This is a genomic window from Sphingopyxis sp. 113P3, assembly GCF_001278035.1.
GTDB lineage: Bacteria > Pseudomonadota > Alphaproteobacteria > Sphingomonadales > Sphingomonadaceae > Sphingopyxis.
Genome location: NZ_CP009452.1, coordinates 1,796,748 through 1,812,457, shown reverse-complemented (window position 1 = coordinate 1,812,457; position 15,710 = coordinate 1,796,748). Strand labels below are relative to the sequence as shown.

Sequence of the window (15,710 nt, the reverse complement as noted above, 5' to 3'; positions counted from 1 at the left end):
GTGTTAGCGATGATCTTGCGGGGAAAATGGCTCGTTGCCGGTTTGCTGATCGCGACCGCCGGGCTCGCCGGCTGCCGGGACAATCCCGAGAAGGCCGATCTCGCGCCGCTCGACGATGGGCTGACGGGCGCCGATCCCGCGATCAAGGGCGCGCTTGAAGACAAGATCATGGTCGACCCCAAGCTTGCAGGGCAGGCCAATCGCAACGCGGTGGGACCGGGCAATCGTCCGGTCGACGGCGGTGTCCCCGGCGTCGCTGCCGGCAAGGCTGCGACCGCTGCCGAGGCGGCAGCGGCGATGAAGGCGGGCAAACTACTCGCCGCACCCAAGGCGCTCCCAATGGAGGAAGGCTGCGCGGGCGACTGCGCTTCCAAGCGCGCCGTCACCATCGGCGCGCTCGCGCGCGAGCAGACCAAGGGCAGCTGCGATGCGAAGCTCACCTACTCCAACGGCTGGGCGGACCGCATGCCCGCGGCCTTCCCGGTCTATCCGCGCGCGACGCTGCGCGAGGCGGCGGGCGTCGACGGCGGCAAGTGCAACATCCGCGTTGTCAATTTCCAGACCGCCGCATCGATCCAGGGCGTGCTCGACTATTATCACACGATGGCGGTGCGTGCAGGCTATACGAGCGATCACCGCGTGCGCGGCAACGAGCATATGCTCGGCGGCACCAAGGGCGATCTTGCCTATGTCGTGATGCTGCGCCGCGACGGCGGAATGACCGACGTCGACATCGTCGCCTCGGGCGGTCGCTGAGGCATTAGCCCTCCCGCGCGATTGCCTCGAGCGCGGCGACGTCACGGATCGTGATGCGGTTGTAATCGATCGCGATCAAGTCGGCGCGCTCCATGCCGCGCAGCACGCGGTTGACGCTCTGCCGCGTGACCCCGAGCATCGCGCCCAGTTGCTCCTGCGGCAGCCGGAGCCCGACTTCGGTGCCCCCTTGCGCCGCGATGCCGTGAATCCGTCCAAGCTGAGCCAGCGTCGCCGCCATCCGCTGTTCGAGCGAGCCGAGCGTCTGGTCGTGGAGAAGGCGCAGACTGTCGCCGTGCCGGGTGCAAAGGAGGAGTGCGACGTCGCGCCAGAGGATAGGCTCAGCATCAAGGATTGCGGTCAGCGCATCGCACGGCAGGTGGAGCAGCACGCTCTCGGAATAGGCCCGGAATTCGTAAGGCAGTCGCACCTTCGAGAAAAGCAGCACCAGTGCAAGCACGTCGGGCGCGCCGGCAAGACCGAGGACGAAGCGCTTGCCCTCGGCAGAAGCGCTGCAGATCTCGACGCCGCCCTCGGCGACGACAATCACCTCGCGGCGCTGCGCCCTTTGCGCGCCTATGTCGGCGCCGCGCGCGTAAAATTGGGCGCGGGCGACTGCGCCGAGCTCGATAAGCCGCGCCTCGGGCCAGTTGCAAAAAAGCGGGCAAAGACGAAGCGCCTCTATTCGCTCCTCCTTGCCCCAACGGCCCTGCGATCGGTCGGCCTCGAGCCTCGCTCGCATATCCACTCCCCTTCCCTCGCCGTTTTAGGGGGTGCGCGATAGATTCCCAGTAGAGATTGTCGGCTCGCTGACAGACTTGGCGGTGAAGGGCGTGTACGCGAGGCCCGAGAGGAGACCCATGCGCCATGAAAATGCTTCTTGCCCTTGCCGCGATGGCAGCAGCGCTTCTCACCGGACCGGTGAAAGCCGCGCCTGAGACAGCGCCCGTGACCGAAGAAGACGCCTACGCCATCGGCCTTGAGGCCTATACCTACGCCTATCCGATGGTGCTCATGGAGGTCACGCGCCGCGTCTCGACCAATGCCGGCGGGGACCGCATGCGCGCGCCGATGAATCAGTTCGCCCACATGAAGGCCTACCCCGACGCAAGTTTCAAGGATGTCGTGCGGCCGAACGCCGACACCCTCTATTCGACCCTCTGGTTCGATGTCGGCAAGGAACCGCTGCTCTTGACGCTGCCGGACACCGCGGGGCGCTATCATGTGGTCCCCATCATGGACATGTGGACCGAAGTGTTCGCAGCACTCGGCACGCGAACGACGGGAAACGGCGGCGGCACCGTCGCGCTCGTCGGCCCGCGCTGGGCGGGAAAGCTCCCCAAGGGCGTGCGGATGCTCCGCAGCCCCACCGAGCAGGGATGGATCATCGGGCGTATCCAGACCAATGGCGCTGCCGACTATGATCATGTGCATGCGCTGCAGGCCGGGTTCGCCGCTGCGCCCTTGTCGCAATCGGGAAAATCCCGCCCCGCACAGGAGGTGAGCTTCGACCCCGGTGTCGACATGAAGACCCCGCCCGCCGATCAGGTCGCGCGGATGACGCCCGCCGCTTTCTTTGCGCTCTTTGCCGAGACGCTGAAGCGCAACCCGCCGCACGCGAGCGACTATGCGATGCTGCTGCGCATGGAGCGTATCGGGCTGGTGCCGGGGCAAAGCTTCGATCTTGCCGCCGCGGACCCTGCGGTCGAGCGCGGGCTCACCCGCGCCGCGGCCGATGCCTATCGGCGCATCGCCGAAAGGCGCCGGGGCCTCAGCCTCACCAAAAATGGCTGGGTCGCACTCGGGAATGCGCTCGGCGTCTACGGGAACGACTATCTCCAGCGCGCCTTCATAGGCTTTGCGGGGCTTGGCGCCCTGCCGCCCGAAGAGGCCATCTATCCGATGGTTCCGCTCGATGGCGAGGGGAAGCTCCTCACCGGCGCAGCGCGCTATGTCCTTCATTTTGACAAGGAGAACCTCCCGCCCGCCGACGCCTTCTGGTCGCTGACCATGTATGGGGCCGACCAGTTCTTCGTAGCCAATCCGATCGACCGCTTTGCGATCGGCGACCGCGACAAGCTTCACTTCAACGCAGACGGCTCGCTCGATCTCTTTATCCAGAACGAGAACCCCGGCGCTGAAAGGGAGGCCAATTGGCTGCCGGCCCCCGACGGGCCCTTCACGATGAACCTGCGCCTCTACCTGCCGCGGCGCGAAGCGCTCGATGGTCGCTGGACGCCGCCGCCCCTCCGGCGGCTGCCCTGATCGGACAGGCTATATGAAAAAGGCCCCCGAGCTTTGCCGGAGGCCTTTATTTTCAATCGAGGGAGGCCGCGTCAGATCTTGTCGCCAAGCGCGCCCTTGACCTTGCCGGTCAGGTTCTGGGCTTCGCCCTTCCTTTCCTGCGCTGCGCCTTCGGCGCGCAGGCGCTCATTGTCAGTCGCGTCGCCAACCGCCTGCTTGGCATTGCCGGCGGCTTCGTTGGCGAGGCCTTTCGTTTTGTCCTTGAATTCACCCACGGGGAGATCTCCTTGGCTGGAACGAGGCACATGCCTCACGACAGATCAACGAGTCCGGGCCGTCAGTGTTCCGCCTGAGCGCCCCACCAAAAAGGCGAAAATTAATCTAGATCAACCCGGCGAGTGGGCTCGATGGATCAGCGTAGCGGCGCTGGCCCATCCGCCCTGCAAGATAGGCATCGCGTCCCGCTTCGACCGCGAGCTTCATCGCGCGCGCCATGCGAACGGGATCCTTTGCCTCGGCGATCGCAGTGTTCATCAGCACGCCGTCGCAGCCAAGTTCCATCGCCACCGCCGCGTCGCTTGCGGTGCCGACGCCAGCATCGACAAGCACCGGCACCGAGGCGCCCTCGACGATCAGGCGGATCGTGACGCGGTTCTGGATGCCGAGCCCCGACCCGATCGGCGCGCCAAGCGGCATGATGGCAACGGCACCGGCGTCCTCGAGCTGCTTCGCCGCGATCGGATCATCGACGCAATAAACCATTGGCAAAAAGCCTTCCTTGGCGAGCACTTCGGTGGCCTCAAGGGTCTCGCGCATATTGGGATAGAGCGTCTTTGCCTCGCCGAGCACCTCGAGCTTCACCAGGTCCCATCCCCCCGCCTCGCGCGCGAGCCTTAGCGTGCGGATCGCGTCGTCGGCGTTGAAGCAGCCGGCGGTGTTCGGCAGGTAGGTGATCTTTTTGGGGTCGATATAGTCGGTGAGCATCGGCGCGGCTGGATCGGACACATTGACCCGGCGCACCGCGACGGTGACGATCTCGGCCCCCGAGGCCTCGACCGCGGCCGCATTCTGCTCGAAATCCTTGTACTTCCCGGTGCCGATGATCAGCCGCGAGGTGAATGTCCGCCCGGCAACGCTCCAACTGTCGATACTGCTCACACTCGATCCTTATTCTGTACGATATTCGCAATGTCGCCGAGCGGATCGCGAACGAAGAAGCGACGGACACCCCAGGGCTCGTCGCGCAGGGCATAAACGATCTCGTGCCCCGCCTCGATGGCGCGCGCGTGGACCGCATCGACGTCGTCGACCCCGACCGAATAGGCGGGACGCAGGCCCGAGGGGTCTTCGCTGAGGATGCTGATCTGCGCCATCGGCTGCGCGGGCGAACGATAGATGGTGATGAAATCCATCGCCATCGCGGTTTCGAGCCCCAGCACATCGTTGAAGAAGCTTGCCCCCGCCCCGGCATCGCCGGTGTAGCGATTGGGTACGATCCTCGCAGCGGCCATCAGCCGCCTCCAACGAAATGGACGATTTCCAGGACATCGCCCTCGGCGAGCGCGACATCGGCGAGCGTCGAGCGCGGCACGATCTCCCGATTGCGCTCGACCGCGACCTTCTTCACATCGAGTCCCAGCGAGGCGACGAGATCGGCAATGCTGCCGCTGCGCACCTGCCGCTGTTCGCCGTTGAGGACGATCGAAATCACCGCTGCACCCTTGCTTTGCCTTTTGCCAAGCAGCCCATATAGGGGGAGCGTGATTTGCCGCAACCGAAAGCCCGCCTTTTGACCGACAAGCCCATCGTCTACGTCCTCTCCGGCCCCAATCTCAACCTGCTCGGCACGCGCGAGCCCGAGATTTACGGCCATGACACGCTCAATGACATTCACGCCCGCCTCGAGGCACAGGCGGAAAAGCTCGGCCTTTCGCTCGAATGCCGCCAGACGAACCATGAAGGCGTACTCATCGACTGGCTGCACGAGGCCTATGTCGCCGGCGCGAAAGCCGTGCTTCTCAATGCGGGCGGCTATACCCACACCTCGATCGCGATCCACGACGCGATCAAGTCGATCAAGGTGCCGGTGATCGAGGTTCATCTCTCGGACCCGATGAAGCGCGAAAAATTTCGTCATATCAGCTATGTGGGGATGGCAGCGGCCGCTCATTTCGCGGGGCACGGCGCCGAGAGTTACACGCTGGCGCTGGACGCCGCCGCGCGCTTCTGACAAGAGGCGCGATCATAAATAGGGGTCAGGGCGCCTCCGATCCGGCGCCGCAACAACAGGAAAATACAAATGGGTGACCATAAAGAGCAGGGCATCAACATCGATCCGGCCTTCGTGCGCGCGCTTGCCGAACTGCTCGACGACACGCAGCTTTCGGAAATCGAGGTCGAGGATGGCGATCGCAAGGTGCGCGTGGCGCGCACCCTGACCGCGGCCGCCGCACCGATGGCATACGCCCCTCCCGCCGCCGCTGCGCCCGCAGCCCCGGCTGCGCCGGCCGCTCCCGCGGCAGCTCCCGCAGCGCCCGCTGCCGATGCCTTTGCCGATGCAGTTCGTTCGCCGATGGTCGGCACCGTCTATCTTGCACCCGAGCCTGGCGCGCCCAATTTTGCGAGCGCAGGCGCGGCGGTGAAGGAAGGCGACACCATCCTCATCATCGAAGCGATGAAGGTGATGAACCCGATCACCGCGCCGAGGTCGGGCACGCTTCAGGCGGTGCATGTCGAGAACAGCCAGCCGGTCGAGTTCGACCAGCCGCTGTTCACTATCGGCTGATTCAGCCCATGAGCATCGAGAAACTTCTGATCGCCAATCGCGGCGAGATCGCGCTGCGCATCCACCGCGCGTGCCACGAAATGGGCATCAAGACCGTCGCGGTCCATTCGACCGCCGATGCCGACGCAATGCACGTCCGCCTTGCCGACGAGGCGGTGTGCATCGGCCCGCCCGCGGCAAAGGACAGCTATCTCAATATTCCCGCGATCATTTCGGCCGCCGAAGTCACCAACGCCAACGCGATTCATCCCGGCTACGGATTTCTGTCCGAAAACGCCCGCTTCGCCGAGATCATCGAGGCGCATGGTCTGATCTTCGTGGGCCCGAAGGCGGAGCATATCCGCACGATGGGCGACAAGGTCGAAGCGAAGCGCACCGCGGTCGAACTCGGCCTGCCGGTGGTCCCGGGCTCGCCGGGCGCCGTCACCTATGGCGAGGAGACGAAAAGGCTTGCGCGCGAGATCGGCTATCCGGTGCTGATCAAGGCCGCCTCGGGCGGCGGCGGACGCGGCATGAAGGTGGTGCCCGACGAGGCGAGCCTTGAAAACCTGATGGGCCAGGCTTCGTCCGAAGCGGCGGCGGCGTTCGGCGATCCGACCGTCTATATGGAAAAATATCTCGGTAACCCGCGCCACATCGAGTTCCAGGTATTCGGGGACGGCCAGGGCAATGCGATCCACCTGGGCGAGCGCGACTGCTCGCTCCAGCGGCGCCACCAGAAAGTGCTCGAGGAAGCGCCCTCGCCCGTCATCTCGGCCGAGGAACGCGCGCGCATGGGCAAGATCTGCGCCGATGCCATGGCCAAGATGGGCTATCGCGGCGCGGGAACCATCGAGTTTCTGTGGGAAAATGGCGAGTTCTTCTTCATCGAGATGAACACCCGCATCCAGGTCGAGCATCCGGTGACCGAGATGATCACCGGCTTTGATCTCGTACGCGAACAGATCCGCATCGCCGATGGGCGCGGCCTGTCGGTGCGGCAGGAGGACCTTGAATTTCGCGGTCATGCGATGGAATGTCGCATCAACGCCGAAGACCCGCGCAGCTTCCTGCCCTCACCCGGCAAGGTCACCCAATATCACCCCGCAGGCGGCATGCACGTCCGCGTCGATAGCGGGCTCTACGCGGGCTATGCGATCCCGCCCTATTACGACAGCATGATCGGCAAGCTCATCGTCTACGGCCGCACGCGCGAAAGCTGCATGATGCGGATGCGCCGTGCGCTTGAGGAAATGGTGGTGAGCGGGGTCAAGACCAATATTCCGCTCCACCAGGCGCTGCTTGCCGCGCCCGACGTGATCGACGGCGACTATACGATCAAATGGCTCGAGGAGTGGCTCGCGCAGCAGGACGGCGCCGCCTAGCCTGCAAGGGCCATTCCCGCGCCACGGGCGAAATGAAGAAATGCTAAGCGGTTAGGCCTCCCCTGCTCGCTCCGCTGCGCTCGCAAAAACGCGCCGCACGCGCTGTCGGCGCGCCTTCCAAACCCCTTTCATTTTGGCTATGGCAAGCGCCATGGTCAAAATCTCTCCCTTTTCCGCGTCTGCTGCGGCGCTCCTTCTCCCGCTCGCACTCGCGGCTGTCCCGGTCCTTGCGCAGACCGCGCCGACCGACGTCAAGGAGGATTCGGTCATCCTCCAGCCCGACAAGGTCACCGACGACGCCCCCGTCGTTGAAACGCTTGCCGAAGCAAATCTGCCGAGCTGGTCCGAAGACAATGCCCGCGCGCTGCTCGATTTCATCGCGGCGGTCGAGGGCGAGGGACTTTTCCCGAAGGATTATAATCCCGAGGGGATTAAGGCCGCGCTCGCCAGCGGCAACCAGGCGCTGCTCGACAAGGTGGCGACCGACAGCTTCCTTCTGCTCGCGACGCATCTGCGCGACGGCCGCACACCGAACGCCGCGCGCAAGCAGTGGTTCATGACCGACAGCGACGCCGACAGCACCCCGCTGCTTCCGCTTTTGAGCTATGCACTGACCGCGAACGATATTCCCGCCGTGCTCGGCGGGCTCAACCCCGTTCACCCGACCTTCGCGCTGCTGAAGGCCGCGCTCGCCTCGGCCAAGACGCCCGCCGAAGCCGATGTTATCCGCGTCAACATGGAGCGCTGGCGGTGGATGCCGCGCGACCTTGGCGCAGGCTATGTCGTCAGCAATGTTCCCGAATATATGACGCGCGTCGTCCACGAGGGCGTCGTGATCGCGACGCACAAGGCCGTCGTCGGCAAGCCCTCGACCCCGACACCGCAGCTCAACCCGTTGGCGACCGGCATCATCGTCAACCCGACGTGGACGCTCCCGCGGAGCATCATCAACGAGGGTATTGGCGCGACCATCGCCAGCAATCCCGCCCGCGCCCGCGCGCAGGGCTACACCTGGACCGGAAAGGGCAACACGCTTTCGGTTGTCCAGCAGCCGGGGCCGGGCAACGCGCTCGGCGTGATGAAGATGGAGATGCTGAACCCGCACGCCATTTACCTTCACGATACGCCGTCGAAGGGCGCCTTTGCGGCAGAGAAGCGCGCGTTCAGCCACGGCTGTATCCGCACCGAAAAGGCGCTTCATTTCTCGGGCCTGATGGCAGTGATGTTCGCAGGAAAGTCGCCCGAAGAATTCGGCGAGGCGATCGCCAGCGGCAAGACGACGCGCTTCGGCTTTGACAAGCCCTTCCCCGTCTATGTCGCCTATTGGACCGTCGTGCCCGACGGCAAGGGCGGCGTGAAGAAGCTCGCCGATATCTATGGCCGCGACGCCCCCGTCGTCGCGAGCTTCACCAAGCCGGGCCGCCCCGCCGCGGTGCTGGTCTCCCCCACCCCGCCGCAGGTGGTCCCCACTGTCACCGCCACCGGGCCAGCGGCGCCCGCGAGCGCGCCGCGCGCGGCCGCGCCCGGGATGTCGGGGATTTATTAAGCGATCATCCGGAGCCGGGCGCTCGATCCGGCAAAAGGCTGAGGAGCGCTGAGCGGCCTGTTCGCGGCAGCCTCGTCTCAGCCCACCGACGCTTTAGTCGGCCGTCCCGGGCAATGCCCCGCTTGCCGTGCCGGTGCGGACTATATTCTCCGTCCCCGGCAGCGGCGGCAGCACGGGCTGGGGCGGCGGGGCGCTCAGCCGGTCGGCGAACAACAGCCGTCCGGGACCGAGCTTGTAGAGAATCTGCGGGAGCAATTCCTCGCCGAAGACGAAGCAGCCCTCGCTACGTCCAAGCTTGCCCTGCGTCGCGATGAGAGACGGATTGGCGTACCAGGCGCCGTGAACGACAATTGCGCGCATGTCGGCATTGCTGTTGTCGGGGTCGAGCCCGACGAGGCGCATCGACGATCCGTTTGCGCCCCAATAATAGTCGCTGGTGCGGTACGCGCCGCGCGAGGTTGCTAGGCTGCCCGGCGTGTTGGAAAAACTCTTGAGCCAGCCATCATGCTGCGGGTCCGAACCGCGGCCATGGGTAACCGGGTACAGATCGATCCGCCCCGCGATCATGTCAACGAGCGCAAAGCGCGGCCGCGAGGAGGGAAGCCCGAAATCGACGATGCCGACCCGGTCGGTGACCGCAATCCGATTGCCCTCGCGCCCAAGCTGCGCGCGCGCGACCGCGAGATAGTCAACGGGCGCCGCGGTGGGCGCCTGCGGGTGCTGCGAGATCCAGCCCGGGACCTGCGCACGCGCGTCCGTCGCGGCCAAGACCCCCGCACTTGCGAGCCCCGCCAGCATCGACCTGCGATCGATCATCTTCTTCACTTGCAACCCAACCCCGCATGCCGCCTCTGGCGGTCCTTCGTCGGGAGAATAGCCGCAACTTGCCCTAAAAAGGCAAGACACATCTTCTTCGTCATACGGGGTGTTGTGCCATAATCGCCATGAACAACGGGTTTACATGGGCGGACGGCATACCGGCCCGGCCCTTGCCCCGCCCGTGACGGAACGATAGAGCGTCCACATGAAAGCGACTATCTGGCACAATCCCGCTTGCGGCACCTCGCGCAAGACGCTCGCAATCCTCGAAGAAACGCCGGGCGTCGAGGTGACCGTCGTCGAATATCTCAAGACCCCTTACACCGCCGACAAGCTGCGGCAGATTTTTAGGGACTCCGGCCTTACCGCTAGGGAGGCGCTCCGCCTTCGCGGTACCGACGCCGAAGAGCGCGGCCTTGCAGATGCGAGCGAGGACGAGATCATCGCCGCGATGGTCGCCAATCCCGCCTATGTGAATCGCCCGTTTGTCGAGACCGACAAGGGCGTCCGCTTCTGCCGCCCGCAGGATCTGGTGCGGGAGATTCTTTAGTCGGTCGCCTGTATCAAGGGCATTGAAACCCGACGCTCCCAGTGGTGGCACAGACAAGGTAAATATCGCCATCGCGCCGTAGCTTCAGGCGCATTCTTCCGTTCTTGATGAAAGTGTGCCCGAAATACTGCACGGTGACCACAGGCGGAAGCCGCGGACCGCGCAAGACTCGCGCCACATAAAATTTCGCTGTCATCCGGCCGTGGCCCAGCAGGTCGTCGGGAAGGTTCGTCGGCTCATAATCATACAGATTCTCAAGCCGTCCCAAAACTTCGACATCGCGAGTGTCCGCCGCGGGCTGCTTGGCGGCAGCGTCGCTGAAAAGCATGGCTCCTATCAGCAGGGCCGAGCTTAGGCGCATTTCTCTCTCCCGCATTGCACGATGGGCCGCAGTATATTGCGGGACCAATCGCTCGCCTACCCCGCCGAAATCCGCCCCCCGGCAATCCGGAACCGCCTCACCGACCCTGGCATATCCTCGAACAGCGCCGCCTCGGTGCCCGTCAGCCACGCCTGTCCGCCCTGCCCTGCGAGCCGCTCATAGAGCGCCGCTCGGCGTGAGGGGTCGAGATGCGCCGCCACCTCGTCGAGGAGCACCACGGGCCGATGCCCGCGCGCGCGCGCAACGCTGTCGCTGTGCGCGAGGACGAGCGAGAGCAGCATCGCTTTCTGCTCGCCGGTCGAGCAGCGCGCCGCCGCGCGTCCGCTCGCGGCATGGACCGCGGCGAGGTCATCGCGGTGCGGCCCGGCGGTCGCGCGGCCTGCCGCCGCGTCGACCCGGCGTCGCTCGGCGAATAGATCGCGCAAGGCCTCCTCGCTCCACGGCCCGGCGCGCATCGTCCCGTCGCCGCCGACGAGCGTGAGGAGGGGCCGCGCAAAGGGGGCATCAGGTTGCTGCGCGAGCTCGGCGGAAAGCGCTGCCAGCGTGCGCTGCCGTGCAGCATCGATAGCCGCGCCATGCTCGGCGAGCTGCGCCTCGAGGCTCGCGAGCCACCGCGCGTCGGCGCCCGCGGGATCGGCGAGCAGCTTGCCGCGCGCGCGCAGCGCCGCCTCATAGCGGTTGCCATGCTGCGCCTGTCGCGGGTCGAGTGCGAGAACGAGCCGGTCGAGGAAGCGCCGCCGGTTCCCCGCGGTCTCAACGAACAGCCGGTCCATCGCTGGGGTGAGCCAGAGCACGGCGAGCCATTCGCCGAGCGCGGTGGCAGCCGCCGCGCTCCCGTTGATCCGCACGAGCCGGCGCCCCGGATGCGCGGGTTCGATCCCGGTGCCGAGCGCGACCGGGGCGAGCCCTTCGCCTGCGAGGACCTCGGCGAATACTGCAAACCCCCCGCTCGCGCCGTCACGCACCATCTCGGCAAGCGGCGCGCGCCTGAGCCCGCGACCGGGCGCCAGGAGTGAAATCGCCTCGAGGATATTCGTTTTCCCCGCGCCATTGTCGCCGTGGAGCGCGACTAGCCCCGGCCCGGCGCTCATGTCGGCGCCCGCATGATTGCGAAAATCCGTGAGCGAGAGGCGAGTGAGCGTCATCGTAAGAGCGCCTAGGATATTTCCGCCGCCGAGGGAAATCCCTCATTCGCGCCGATGCCTTCATCCCGGCCGCGCGCAACGCCGAGGCTGCGATGCGCCTATCGAGCGCGCGAGAGGGCCGAGGCCAAGAGGTTTCCGCAAAAATTTCCTCTCATCGGCAATTTTCCCCATCACACCGCAAAAATCACAACGTAATTATATTTCAAAGCCCAAAAAACGGCGGTTAACTGGGGCTGAATGAAATTGGCACGCCTCCTGCATTAGTGTTGGCATCCAGCCGGATGGTCCGGATGGGAGGAAAAGAAAGGATTTCAAAATGGCTCACTTCAACTCCGAATCGCTCAAAAGCTACGCGATCGCCGCGGTTGCTTCGCTCTACTGCTCGCTGATGTTCCTGGCCGCTGTCGGCCCGAATGCTGCCGAATTCGGCCGTCTGGTCATCTGACCAGCGGCCGGTTCGCACAATGACGCCGGTGCTCGCGCCGGGATCGAAAGGAAAGAAATGAAACAGGGTTTTCGCAAGAACCGTCGCAATGGAATGGTCTTCGGCGTCTGCGCCGGGATGGCCGACAACTTCGGCTTCGACGTCTTGTGGACGCGCGTCGCCTTTGTGGCGCTGACTTTGCTGGGCTTCGGCCTGCCGCTGCTGCTCTACCTCACCGTCGCGATCCTCGCGCCCTAGCAGCACCGGGCCGGTCGCCCTCACGGCGCTGCTCTACCGGCCCGCACATTCCCAAGGACCAGGGGCTCACCGGCCACACCGGTGGGCCCTTTTACTTGGGCCTTATCGTAAAGCGATATGGGATGTAGAGAAATACCTCGGTCGCGCTCGCCTGCGCCCAGATCAACTGCTCGCTGAGCCCTGCAACCTCGACCCCATAACCGGGTGCGAATGCCGCCGCACTCTTCAGCGCTTCCGCCGCTATCAGCTTGATGATCTGATCGCGATACTGATCAGGATTGACGATCGTCAGCGTGATGCGGCCTCGCTTTCAGCCGGCGCGTTCGAGAATGACATATTTGCCGTCGTAGCCGATCCGCCGGCGAACACGGTCCTTCACCTGGATCGTTCGGCCCGTCGGCACCTGCGTCGAGCGACCGCGATTATAGGCGTCGTCGAATGAGGAGGCGGCTGTCCTCTTACCCAGCCGCGCGAGCGCTTCGCTTGCCAACCGTCTGATCCCGATGACGGGCGCCGCGCGCCCGGTAAACGTCGAGCGCTCAGCCTTCGCATACAGACCGTAACCGATCTGAACGACAATACCCGACGCCTCGGCGCGTCGTAGCGCGCGCCCGACGGCGTCATAACTGCCCAGCTTTTCGAAATCCTTGCGCAGAAAAACATTGCGCTTAGATCGCCGGATTTTGGCCGCGACAGCTTCGGCGATCGTTTTGGCGGGCGGCGAAGATTTGTTGCCGACCTTACGATAACGGCCGCGCCCCACCCGCACGATTTTCTTCTCGGCGACGAGCTTACGGAGGACACGTCCGACGGAATCGTCGGCCGCATTCAACCTAAGCTCCGCTCGCCGAAGCTCGCGGCCGCTGTTCAAACGATCCATGATCTGCGATGTGAGCGATGTCATTCTGATTGCCAAAATACGACCTTACCGACATCATATATAGGAGAATTGCGCCGCGGTTCAACCTATAGCGTCAGCCATGGCGAGCAAGGACCGGCACAGGCTAGTCAGTCGACCTTCGGGCAAAGCTGAAAGTCTGCCGAGGCACGCTGCCCCGTTACGACCGCCTCGCCTACTAAAATGCTGTTGTCCCGCGCGGCCCCCGCCGGCGCTGCCGCGAACAGCAGGGCCCAAAACAGAAATACACCACCTTCCTCTCGCCCGACGCGAAGAAACTATCAGCTTGGAGGGAAAGGTGACGCGCCCGCACCGCCGATCCGCTCGGCCCGTCAATCGACCCCGCCGAAGGTCAGCCCCACGACGCGCGCGACCATGTCCTCGTCCCATGCGACGCGCCGATCAAGGATCAGCATCGCAAGGCCGTGAACGAGCGCCCAGGCGTGCAGGGCGGCGGTGTCGACCGATTCCGCGGGGAACACCTCGCCCACGCCAGCGCGCAAGAGATTGTAGGCGACCTCGCCGCCGTCGCCCTCCTCCTCGCCCTTGCGCTCGGGCATCTGGCGCGTGAAGCTCAAACGGAAGAGCGCAGGCTCGTCGTGCGCGAAGCGGACATAGGCGATGCCGGTCGCCTTGAACCCCGCGCGCCCGCCGCCGGCCTTCAGCCAGGCTTGCGCCTGGAGGGCGCCAAGCCGCCGCAGTCCTTCGTCGGCGAGCGCGTCGAGCAGCGCCTCCTTGTCGGGAAAATGCCGATAGAGCGCGGTCGCGCTCACCCCGACGTCGCGCGCCAGCGCGCGCAGCCCGAGCTCGCCCGCATCGCCCTCGCCGAGCCGCTTCAGCCCCGCCGCAATCACCGCCGCGCGCAAATCACCATGATGATAGCTGCGCGCGGGCTTCGCAGGCGCATCTTTTATGTTGACACTGTTATCTTTGCTTGCCATCATGTTTCCACTGTAAACATAGCGAGTCGGTTCCGCAACCCACGCATCGCGGCACCGCCAACCTCGGGCTTAAGGAGAAGTGCCATGGCCAGCAACGTCGAAACCCTGATCCGCAGCGCGGTCACCAAAGGCATCGGCAAGGTCGCAGGCTTTAACCGAAAGCGCCTCCCGCGCCCGGTCGACGCCCATCCCTATCTCACCGGCATCCATCGGCCGATGGAGGAGGAGATGACGCTCGAGGAATTGCGGGTCGAGGGCGAAATCCCCGCGGCGCTCTCGGGCCGCTATCTGCGCAATGGCCCCAACCCGGCTCTCCCCCCCGACCCGGCAAGCTATCACTGGTTCACCGGCGCCGGCATGGTCCACGGCATCCGCATCGAGGGCGGCGCCGCGCGCTGGTATCGCAATCGCTGGGTGCGCGGCGCGGAGGCGTGCGCAAAGCTCGGCGAGGAGATCCCTCCCGGCCCGCGCACCGAGGGATCCGATGCGCCCAACACCAATGTCGTCGGCCTCGCAGGGCGCACCTTTGCGATCGTCGAGGCAGGCGGCAAGCCCGTTGAACTGTCGGAGACGCTCGACACCATCGCGCACAATCCTTTCGATGCGACGCTCGCGGGCCCCTATACCGCCCACCCCCACCACGATCCCTTCACGAACGAAACCCACGCGATCACCTATCAGGGCGACCAGCTGAACACCGTCTGGCACGTCGTCCTCGATGCCGAGGCGCATGTCATCCGCGAGGAAGCCATTGCAGTCGCCGATGGTCCCTCGATCCACGACTGCGCGATCACCGAAAACCATGTCCTCGTCTTCGATCTGCCCGTGACCTTCTCGATGAAGTCGCTGCTCGCAGGTTACCGCTTCCCCTATGCATGGAACCCGGCGCATCCCGCACGCGTCGGCCTTCTCCCCCGGACGGGCGCGGGAAGCGAGGTCATATGGGTACCGGTTGAACCCTGCTACGTCTTTCATCCCGCCAATGCTTTTGAAACGGGGGACGGCAAGGTGATCGTCGATGTCGCAGCGCATGAGACGATGTTCGCCGAATCGAAACGCGGTCCCGACAGCCCGCGCTCGCGCATGGAGCGCTGGACGATCGATCCCGTCCAAGGAGTGACCACCCGCACCGTCATCCACGATCATAACCAGGAGTTCCCCCGTTACGACGAACGGCGCACGACGCGTCCCTATCGCTATATCTACAGTGTCGCCCTCCCCGATGGGCCGGGCGAGCTCGAAATCGCCGACACGCGGCTTTTCCGCCACGACCTCGACCGGGGCGTCACCGACACCCGCGACTTCGGCCCCGGGCGCCACCCCGGCGAATTTGTCTTCGTCCCGCGCGCGGCCGAAGGCGCCGAAGATGATGGCTGGCTGATTGGACTCGTCGTCGACATGAACGATGAAACGACGGACCTGGTGATCCTCAACGCCGACGATTTTACGGGACCACCGCAAGCCATCGTTCACCTTCCACACCGGGTCCCGCCCGGCTTTCACGGCAATTGGGTGGCCGACTGATGCTGGCCGGTCCTTCCCCAGGGCCCGGCTATCCCCGACCCGGGCTCTAAACCGAGCCTGCGGAGCGGCCCACTTCG

General features: G+C 65.1%; 20 protein-coding genes. 10 read left to right on the top strand and 10 right to left on the bottom strand.

Annotation, left to right across the window (positions count from 1 at the left end; translation table 11 throughout):
- Window positions 1-9 precede the first annotated feature (9 nt).
- Window positions 10-756 carry a hypothetical protein gene (locus tag LH20_RS08770; RefSeq protein WP_053553875.1) on the top strand — a complete coding sequence of 249 codons (747 nt, stop codon included), beginning with the start codon at window positions 10-12 and terminating at the stop codon, window positions 754-756.
- Between the two features lie 4 nt (window positions 757-760).
- Here the strand turns inward: LH20_RS08770 and LH20_RS08765 are convergent, their stop codons facing one another.
- Window positions 761-1,495 carry a Crp/Fnr family transcriptional regulator gene (locus tag LH20_RS08765; protein WP_053553874.1) on the bottom strand — a complete coding sequence of 245 codons (735 nt, stop codon included), beginning with the start codon at window positions 1,493-1,495 and terminating at the stop codon, window positions 761-763.
- A gap of 125 nt (window positions 1,496-1,620) precedes the next feature.
- On the opposite strand from LH20_RS08765, the gene LH20_RS08760 reads away from it, so the two are divergent.
- Window positions 1,621-3,018 (top strand): DUF1254 domain-containing protein, encoded by a 1,398-nt coding sequence (locus LH20_RS08760; protein WP_053553873.1) that lies wholly within the window; start codon window positions 1,621-1,623, stop codon window positions 3,016-3,018.
- Window positions 3,019-3,089: 71 nt separating this feature from the next.
- On the opposite strand, the gene LH20_RS08755 is transcribed toward LH20_RS08760, so the two are convergent.
- The 4 genes from LH20_RS08755 to thiS all read right to left on the bottom strand — a co-directional run bounded on the left by LH20_RS08755 (window position 3,090) and on the right by thiS (window position 4,708).
- A complete protein-coding gene (locus tag LH20_RS08755; protein ID WP_053553872.1) occupies window positions 3,090-3,272 on the bottom strand; it encodes a CsbD family protein in 183 nt (60 codons plus the stop codon).
- A 106-nt stretch (window positions 3,273-3,378) separates the two neighbouring features.
- Window positions 3,379-4,155, bottom strand: a complete 777-nt coding sequence (locus LH20_RS08750) for a bifunctional sulfur carrier protein/thiazole synthase protein (protein ID WP_053553871.1) — start codon at window positions 4,153-4,155, stop codon at window positions 3,379-3,381.
- The gene (locus LH20_RS08745) at window positions 4,152-4,508 is read right to left on the bottom strand and encodes a VOC family protein (RefSeq protein ID WP_053553870.1); all 357 of its coding nucleotides are present in this window, start codon (window positions 4,506-4,508) and stop codon (window positions 4,152-4,154) included. Before LH20_RS08745 ends, LH20_RS08750 begins: the two co-directional genes overlap by 4 nt.
- Entirely contained in the window at window positions 4,508-4,708 is a 201-nt protein-coding gene (gene thiS / locus LH20_RS08740; RefSeq protein ID WP_200905453.1) for a sulfur carrier protein ThiS, read from the bottom strand. The genes LH20_RS08745 and thiS overlap by 1 nt, the downstream gene beginning before the upstream one ends.
- 78 nt (window positions 4,709-4,786) lie before the next feature.
- Between thiS and LH20_RS08735 the strand changes: the two genes are divergently transcribed.
- From LH20_RS08735 to LH20_RS08720, 4 genes are all read left to right on the top strand, one after another.
- The gene (locus LH20_RS08735) at window positions 4,787-5,227 is read left to right on the top strand and encodes a type II 3-dehydroquinate dehydratase (RefSeq protein WP_053553869.1); all 441 of its coding nucleotides are present in this window, start codon (window positions 4,787-4,789) and stop codon (window positions 5,225-5,227) included.
- 69 nt (window positions 5,228-5,296) lie between these two features.
- Window positions 5,297-5,782 (top strand): acetyl-CoA carboxylase biotin carboxyl carrier protein, encoded by a 486-nt coding sequence (accB, locus tag LH20_RS08730; RefSeq protein ID WP_053553868.1) that lies wholly within the window; start codon window positions 5,297-5,299, stop codon window positions 5,780-5,782.
- A gap of 8 nt (window positions 5,783-5,790) precedes the next feature.
- Window positions 5,791-7,146 (top strand): acetyl-CoA carboxylase biotin carboxylase subunit, encoded by a 1,356-nt coding sequence (gene accC, locus LH20_RS08725; RefSeq protein ID WP_053553867.1) that lies wholly within the window; start codon window positions 5,791-5,793, stop codon window positions 7,144-7,146.
- A gap of 151 nt (window positions 7,147-7,297) precedes the next feature.
- A complete protein-coding gene (locus tag LH20_RS08720; protein WP_083455357.1) occupies window positions 7,298-8,692 on the top strand; it encodes a L,D-transpeptidase family protein in 1,395 nt (464 codons plus the stop codon).
- A 93-nt stretch (window positions 8,693-8,785) separates the two neighbouring features.
- Here LH20_RS08720 and LH20_RS08715 read toward each other — a convergent pair whose 3' ends face one another.
- On the bottom strand, window positions 8,786-9,508 hold the full coding sequence (locus LH20_RS08715; RefSeq protein ID WP_235527161.1) for a murein L,D-transpeptidase catalytic domain family protein: 723 nt from the start codon (window positions 9,506-9,508) through the stop codon (window positions 8,786-8,788).
- 208 nt (window positions 9,509-9,716) lie between these two features.
- Between LH20_RS08715 and arsC the strand changes: the two genes are divergently transcribed.
- Entirely contained in the window at window positions 9,717-10,061 is a 345-nt protein-coding gene (gene arsC, locus LH20_RS08710; RefSeq protein ID WP_053553866.1) for an arsenate reductase (glutaredoxin), read from the top strand.
- A gap of 13 nt (window positions 10,062-10,074) precedes the next feature.
- Here arsC and LH20_RS08705 read toward each other — a convergent pair whose 3' ends face one another.
- Entirely contained in the window at window positions 10,075-10,389 is a 315-nt protein-coding gene (locus tag LH20_RS08705; RefSeq protein ID WP_053553865.1) for a hypothetical protein, read from the bottom strand.
- An 89-nt stretch (window positions 10,390-10,478) separates the two neighbouring features.
- Window positions 10,479-11,588 carry a DNA replication/repair protein RecF gene (gene recF / locus LH20_RS08700; protein WP_053553864.1) on the bottom strand — a complete coding sequence of 370 codons (1,110 nt, stop codon included), beginning with the start codon at window positions 11,586-11,588 and terminating at the stop codon, window positions 10,479-10,481.
- A gap of 316 nt (window positions 11,589-11,904) precedes the next feature.
- Here recF and LH20_RS24195 point away from each other — a divergent pair, with 316 nt between their 5' ends.
- Window positions 11,905-12,033, top strand: a complete 129-nt coding sequence (locus tag LH20_RS24195; protein ID WP_268796105.1) for a hypothetical protein — start codon at window positions 11,905-11,907, stop codon at window positions 12,031-12,033.
- Window positions 12,034-12,090: 57 nt separating this feature from the next.
- On the top strand, window positions 12,091-12,270 hold the full coding sequence (locus LH20_RS08695) for a PspC domain-containing protein (RefSeq protein WP_053553863.1): 180 nt from the start codon (window positions 12,091-12,093) through the stop codon (window positions 12,268-12,270).
- A gap of 310 nt (window positions 12,271-12,580) precedes the next feature.
- Here LH20_RS08695 and LH20_RS08690 read toward each other — a convergent pair whose 3' ends face one another.
- Both LH20_RS08690 and LH20_RS08685 read right to left on the bottom strand, forming a co-directional pair.
- A complete protein-coding gene (locus tag LH20_RS08690) occupies window positions 12,581-13,150 on the bottom strand; it encodes a DUF6088 family protein (RefSeq protein WP_235527160.1) in 570 nt (189 codons plus the stop codon).
- Window positions 13,151-13,500: 350 nt separating this feature from the next.
- Window positions 13,501-14,109, bottom strand: coding sequence for a TetR/AcrR family transcriptional regulator (locus tag LH20_RS08685; RefSeq protein ID WP_235527159.1), 609 nt, complete (start codon window positions 14,107-14,109; stop codon window positions 13,501-13,503).
- A gap of 84 nt (window positions 14,110-14,193) precedes the next feature.
- Here LH20_RS08685 and LH20_RS08680 point away from each other — a divergent pair, with 84 nt between their 5' ends.
- A complete protein-coding gene (locus LH20_RS08680; RefSeq protein ID WP_053553860.1) occupies window positions 14,194-15,633 on the top strand; it encodes an 8'-apo-carotenoid 13,14-cleaving dioxygenase in 1,440 nt (479 codons plus the stop codon).
- Window positions 15,634-15,710: the final 77 nt, after the last annotated feature.

Excerpts from the sequence above, each read along its gene's own strand:
- LH20_RS08770 (WP_053553875.1), top strand. The coding sequence starts at position 10 with ATGATCTTGCGGGGAAAATGGCTCGTTGCCGGTTTGCTGATCGCGACC.
- LH20_RS08765 (WP_053553874.1), bottom strand. The coding sequence starts at position 1,495 with ATGCGAGCGAGGCTCGAGGCCGACCGATCGCAGGGCCGTTGGGGCAAG.
- LH20_RS08760 (WP_053553873.1), top strand. The coding sequence starts at position 1,621 with ATGAAAATGCTTCTTGCCCTTGCCGCGATGGCAGCAGCGCTTCTCACC.
- LH20_RS08745 (WP_053553870.1), bottom strand. The coding sequence starts at position 4,508 with ATGGCCGCTGCGAGGATCGTACCCAATCGCTACACCGGCGATGCCGGG.
- accB (WP_053553868.1), top strand. The coding sequence starts at position 5,297 with ATGGGTGACCATAAAGAGCAGGGCATCAACATCGATCCGGCCTTCGTG.
- accC (WP_053553867.1), top strand. The coding sequence starts at position 5,791 with ATGAGCATCGAGAAACTTCTGATCGCCAATCGCGGCGAGATCGCGCTG.
- LH20_RS08720 (WP_083455357.1), top strand. The coding sequence starts at position 7,298 with ATGGTCAAAATCTCTCCCTTTTCCGCGTCTGCTGCGGCGCTCCTTCTC.
- LH20_RS08715 (WP_235527161.1), bottom strand. The coding sequence starts at position 9,508 with ATGATCGATCGCAGGTCGATGCTGGCGGGGCTCGCAAGTGCGGGGGTC.
- arsC (WP_053553866.1), top strand. The coding sequence starts at position 9,717 with ATGAAAGCGACTATCTGGCACAATCCCGCTTGCGGCACCTCGCGCAAG.
- LH20_RS08705 (WP_053553865.1), bottom strand. The coding sequence starts at position 10,389 with ATGCTTTTCAGCGACGCTGCCGCCAAGCAGCCCGCGGCGGACACTCGC.
- recF (WP_053553864.1), bottom strand. The coding sequence starts at position 11,588 with ATGACGCTCACTCGCCTCTCGCTCACGGATTTTCGCAATCATGCGGGC.
- LH20_RS24195 (WP_268796105.1), top strand. The coding sequence starts at position 11,905 with ATGGCTCACTTCAACTCCGAATCGCTCAAAAGCTACGCGATCGCCGCG.
- LH20_RS08695 (WP_053553863.1), top strand. The coding sequence starts at position 12,091 with ATGAAACAGGGTTTTCGCAAGAACCGTCGCAATGGAATGGTCTTCGGC.
- LH20_RS08690 (WP_235527160.1), bottom strand. The coding sequence starts at position 13,150 with ATGGATCGTTTGAACAGCGGCCGCGAGCTTCGGCGAGCGGAGCTTAGG.
- LH20_RS08685 (WP_235527159.1), bottom strand. The coding sequence starts at position 14,109 with ATGGCAAGCAAAGATAACAGTGTCAACATAAAAGATGCGCCTGCGAAG.
- LH20_RS08680 (WP_053553860.1), top strand. The coding sequence starts at position 14,194 with ATGGCCAGCAACGTCGAAACCCTGATCCGCAGCGCGGTCACCAAAGGC.